At 51.4% G+C, this 4936-nt stretch carries 4 protein-coding genes and 1 pseudogene; all 5 read right to left on the bottom strand.

Annotated elements, in window-relative coordinates; all coding sequences use genetic code 11:
- Nucleotides 1-278: hypothetical protein (locus tag GX117_02945; GenBank protein ID NLO32302.1), on the bottom strand; the 278-nt coding region annotated here is incomplete at its 3' end.
- A 36-nt stretch (nucleotides 279-314) separates the two neighbouring features.
- Nucleotides 315-1328 (bottom strand): trypsin-like peptidase domain-containing protein, encoded by a 1014-nt coding sequence (locus tag GX117_02940; protein NLO32301.1) that lies wholly within the window; start codon nucleotides 1326-1328, stop codon nucleotides 315-317.
- A 159-nt stretch (nucleotides 1329-1487) separates the two neighbouring features.
- The gene (locus GX117_02935; protein ID NLO32300.1) at nucleotides 1488-2819 is read right to left on the bottom strand and encodes a chorismate synthase; all 1332 of its coding nucleotides are present in this window, start codon (nucleotides 2817-2819) and stop codon (nucleotides 1488-1490) included.
- 268 nt (nucleotides 2820-3087) lie between these two features.
- Entirely contained in the window at nucleotides 3088-4128 is a 1041-nt protein-coding gene (locus GX117_02930; protein NLO32299.1) for a fructose-bisphosphate aldolase class II, read from the bottom strand.
- A 197-nt stretch (nucleotides 4129-4325) separates the two neighbouring features.
- Nucleotides 4326-4811 (bottom strand): annotated as a pseudogene (gene lepB, locus GX117_02925) (signal peptidase I).
- Nucleotides 4812-4936 lie beyond the last annotated feature (125 nt).

Raw genomic sequence — 4936 nt, 5'->3', positions numbered from 1 at the left:
TTGCCGGAGAAAGGTCCGCCGTGGGCGACAATGAGGCGGCCCTCCCTATCGCCGCCTTTCCCCGAATCCCAGCACAAATCCAATTCGATGCCGAGGGGCACGCCTGCCGCCAAAGCATCATCCAAACGTTTCTCCCAACGACCTTGGTAGGGATAACAATTGTGTGCTTCAATGATAACCCGTTCACCTGCTAAGAAAGAGGGCGCATCTGTCTGCTCTGCGCCTGTGTCTAGAGAAAATGCAACAAGGACACCGAATAAAAAGAGAGAATGCTTCATAACTATAGCCCGGAGTTGATATTTATAAAAACAGTCTTAGGCTTCGGGCAGGGATTTGCTGAAGCCTAAAAGCACCAACAAGGTGATGGCAATGAGCAAGAGATCACCCAAAATACTGCCAATGTCTTCCAAGTTCGTATATCTTGAAATGCAGCCGCAGCCCGCACACCCGCAGCCCAAATCCATGGTTTCACCATCATAGACATAGGCGGTGAAGGTGGTGCTTTTACTTATTTCTTCGTTATATTCACTGTCGTCGCGCAATACATTGGAGCGGAAACAGCGGTTGTCGGCATCTATAACAAAGTCCGTCTGACCTCGGACGAGGATGCCCTCCACCACACCCGTGACTGCATTGAATACGGGAGAACCGGAATTGCCCTGATAATCATCTGTGTTGGCCGTGAAAAAGCCGTTCTTCGTGTTGCTCCTCACTTTGGTATTGCTGCCAAAAGCAATTTTCTTGGGCAGCCCAAAAGGATGACCAATGATCCCCACCGGCGTGCCCACGGAAACGGTCCCTTCCGTGCGCAGCGGCAAGGGCTGTGCCACGGTGATAGGGCGATCTACACGAATGATGGTGAAATCATAATTTTTGTTGTATTGGTGCGCGACAATCTCAACGCCCTGATAAATCTCTTTCTCAGAGAAGGTGAGCTTCGCTGTATCTCCATCTTTCATATGAAAACCGAAAATGAACTTGGTCGAATACAAATCGCTCTCATATTCAATGCAATGACCTGCCGTAGCGATCAGGTCTGTGTTCACGATAAAGCCGGTACACCACGCCGCTGTAGGCTGATCGGCAAAGGGTTCGTCCGGACAGGGAGACATGTTTTTCCACGTGAACGGCCGCGTAGAAAGGGTAAAACTGCCGTTTCCATTATCTTTCAAGACCGACGAACTGACCAAAGCACAGACTGATTCCGCCCACTCAAGCCGATCCACATTCCTCTCTTGGTATAGGTCGATTCGATCGTCTACCCCGTAAATTACCTTGTCGTCCGCCTGAGCTGCCCACATCCCTGCCAAGACAATCGCAGTCATCATGTATATCACTGCTCTTTGCAGGATTAGAAGTCGTTTCTTTAGATCAGCCACCGTGACCGCCTTTCTTATATAGTAAGGAAAGATGCACACCTCCGGCAGATTTCTCCTCTTCGGATGCGCCGCTCTACCCTAGAAGATCTTGAGGCAACACCGCATACTTTACGGCCGGTCCTGTACCCACAACGCACGATAGCTCAAATGCTGCATATATTGATCCAACAAGATGAGGGCGGTGAATGCTTCAGCCACCGGCCAAACCCGCGCCACAATGGTAGGGTCCCGTCGCGTCACAGCGCTTAATACGGCATTTTCGAGGGACACCTTATCAATAGTCCGTTGATCTTTGGCAATGGTGGGCGTGGGCTTTACCGCAAGGCGCAGCACAAGAGGCTGCCCATTGCTCAGACCACCGGTAACACCGCCGGCATGGTTCGATTCGAAATAGACTTTTCCATCCTTGGCGCGTATCTGATCGTTGTCTTCGGAGCCACGCATATTTTTGACGGCGTAGCCCGCACCGATTTCAACCGCTTTGATCGTTCCGATACTCATCATGCGGCCCAGTTCACCATCCAGCTTTTGGAAGACTGGCTCACCCATACCCACAGGCAATCCGGTCGCGACCACTTCGACCAAGCCGCCGCTGGAATCGCCTTCATCGCGAATCTCCAAGATCCGTTTTTCCATTTCGAAGGCGGCATCAACATCGGGACAATTCACAGTCGGGTGAATCCCGTATTCAGCGCGTATGGCATGAGCATCCAGGGGCCGTGCTGCATCTTGTATTGCAATCAACTGTTTCTCAAGTTCTGCAAGGACCGCCATTTTCTCTAAAAACCGCATGTCTTCGGTGAAACGCTTATCGTTAAAGATCCAGTTATAAATGGGGTCATAATCGCGTCGAACACGGCGGAATTGATCCACCATCTTCCTCGCCGTGTCAAGGGTCACCTCGCCTGCCGATATGCCGGCTGCTTCTTTCACATAGGCGAACACTTCAATACCGTGTTGTTTGAGAATATGCCGCGCCACAGCACCGGCAGCAACGATAGTCGACGTATACCGACCGCTGAAAAAACCGGCGCCAATACTATCATCCCATTCTCCGTACTTTACATAGGAGGCATAAGAAGCATGGCCGGGGCGGGGGGTTCTATTGGTCGATTGATACTGTTCTATATGTTCGAAATGACGGTCCAGATTCGGAATAAGAATCACCAAGGGCGTACCGTTCGTATGAGCGCCGTTAGCAAAGCCGGGCATGGTGTCCGCCGCGTTTACGCCGCTGTAAATGACCGGCACATCCGGTTCACGCCGCGGCGATGCCAATTCGCTTTGTCCCGGTTTACGCGTCAATAAAGATGCGTAAATCTCCGCCTCCGTAATGTGCAATCCGGGCGGGACACCTTGAAGATGTACGGTTAATCCCTCTTGATAGCTGCCACCCGCTACCGTGGTCTGAAACAACTTTCCATAACTACAGCCAAGCATGATCTTTTCTCCCGGATACCCTACGAATTTCACGACTATTATCGGCTACACATTCCTTGAACCTTGCACACGCGCAAGACAGGGCATATCATCAGCACGGTGTGCTTTCAAACGACAAAGGAAAATCATAAACTATTTTCGCTGTGCAATCAACACTAATGCGCTCAAAAAAAAATAGAGTCGGTCTGCTCATTGACACGAACAAACCGACCCGGAGATATGTAATCATGGCGACTCTAAAAACAACGCCATGCTATGAGCGGGCTGCTTATTTCCGATAGAGGGCTTTGAGATCTTCTAAAGTCATAGGCTCATAATCGGTGGCATGGCCTGCTTGGCCGAAAGCCTTCATACGCGCTACATAGACTTCATAAGCCGCTTCCCGTGCCGGTTTCAGATAATCGCGAGGATCGAATTTTGCAGGCGTTTCAATCAACACCTTGCGAATGGCGCCGGTCATGGCGAGACGGCTGTCCGTGTCCACATTGATTTTGCGTACGCCGTGTTTGATGCCGTCTTGAATCTGCTCAATGGGGATACCAAAGGTATCAGGCATATTGCCGCCGTATTGGTTGATAATATCTACCAACTCGCGGGGAACGGAACTGGAGCCGTGCATGACCATATGGCAATTGGGCATTCTGTCATGGATTTCGTGAATACGTTCCATTGCCAACTCAGGAGGCAGCATCTCGCCGGTAACGGGATCTTTCCGCCCCGACTTATACGCGCCGTGGCTGGTGCCGATGGCGACAGCAAGGGCATCCAAGCCGGTCTGTGCGACAAAGTCTTCCGCCTTTGCCGGATCGGTCAGATGATCTTGGACTTCGGCGTCGGTAAGGCCGGCGCCGTGGCCGTCTTCAATACCGCCGAGGCAGCCCAGTTCACCTTCCACTGTCACGCCGAGGGGATGGGCAAATTCGACTACGGAGCGCGTAACCGCCACGTTCTGTTCGTAGCTGTTGGGCGTCTTGCCATCTTCGCTGAGCGAACCATCCATCATGACGGAGGTGAAGCCCAGGGCAATCGCTTCTTTACAGGTTTCAAGGCTGTTGCCATGGTCAAGGTGCATCGCCACAGGAATATGCGGGAATTCTTCGGCTGCCGCTTCCATCAATTTCCTCAGGTAAATCATTTTGCTGTATTTAAGAGCGCCGCGGCTCGCCTGAATGATAACCGGACTATGCGTGTCGTTAGCAGCCTGCATAATGGCTTGAATCTGTTCCATGTTGTTGACATTAAAAGCGCCAACACCGTAACCGCCCTTGGCGGCTTCATCTAAAATCTGACGCATCGGTACGAGGGCCATAAATATTCTCCTTTCGGTTGTTTTGCATGCTATGAAAAAACGTCGGGTTACACACTGGCGGGAAGGAGGCTGTGCTTCAGTGATTGCGCGATAAAGCGACCGTGGAAGTACGTACTGAAGGGTTTATACAGGTATGCTTCTCCCGTGAGTATTCTACAACATGGGCGACAAAGGAGTCAAACCTCTGCGCGCCATCCTTAGTCACCGCCGGTGTTCCTAAGCGGATACGAGGATACGGACCCGAAACGGGTATAGGGATAATAACGAAAGACCACTTTACCGATAATGGCATCCAAATCGGCAAAGCGATGGTGAGCAGGCAAGCCCAAGCTTTTCATACCTAAATCTAAGACATCGCCGCTGCTGTCATCACTGATGTTGCGGTTATCGCCCAGATAAAAGAACGCGCCTTGCGGAACCGAAATAGGCGTTTCAATGGTGTAATCCATAGCTTCGTAAATATAAGGCTCAGAGGCATATTTACCGTTTAAGAACAGCGCGCCATCAACGACGCTGACCGTATCGCCCGGCAGGCCGATGAGACGTTTGACCACATACTCCCCTTCCTCCGACCAAACCACAATATCGCCCCGCGCATATTGAGGCTGATTAAGCGTAATGACCATGTCTTCCGGATTCAGGGTTGGTTCCATGGATCTTGAGGGCACGAGGAAAAAGCGCATTGCGCCTTACCCCATTCTTAGACCACGAACCGCCAAATTTAAGGTGGAATCTGTGTCTCCTGTTTGCGTGAAATGAGGACCTTGGCTGTCCTCCCTTGCAATGCCTTCGCGGAGCGTAGCCCGTC

The organism is Candidatus Hydrogenedentota bacterium (assembly GCA_012523015.1).
GTDB lineage: Bacteria > Hydrogenedentota > Hydrogenedentia > Hydrogenedentales > CAITNO01 > JAAYBJ01.
This window is presented reverse-complemented; position numbering and strand designations above follow the sequence as displayed.

Bases quoted from the DNA above. Each gene is read 5' to 3' on its own strand.
- GX117_02935 (NLO32300.1), bottom strand. From the start codon at position 2,819: ATGCTTGGCTGTAGTTATGGAAAGTTGTTTCAGACCACGGTAGCGGGT.
- GX117_02940 (NLO32301.1), bottom strand. From the start codon at position 1,328: ATGATGACTGCGATTGTCTTGGCAGGGATGTGGGCAGCTCAGGCGGAC.
- GX117_02930 (NLO32299.1), bottom strand. From the start codon at position 4,128: ATGGCCCTCGTACCGATGCGTCAGATTTTAGATGAAGCCGCCAAGGGC.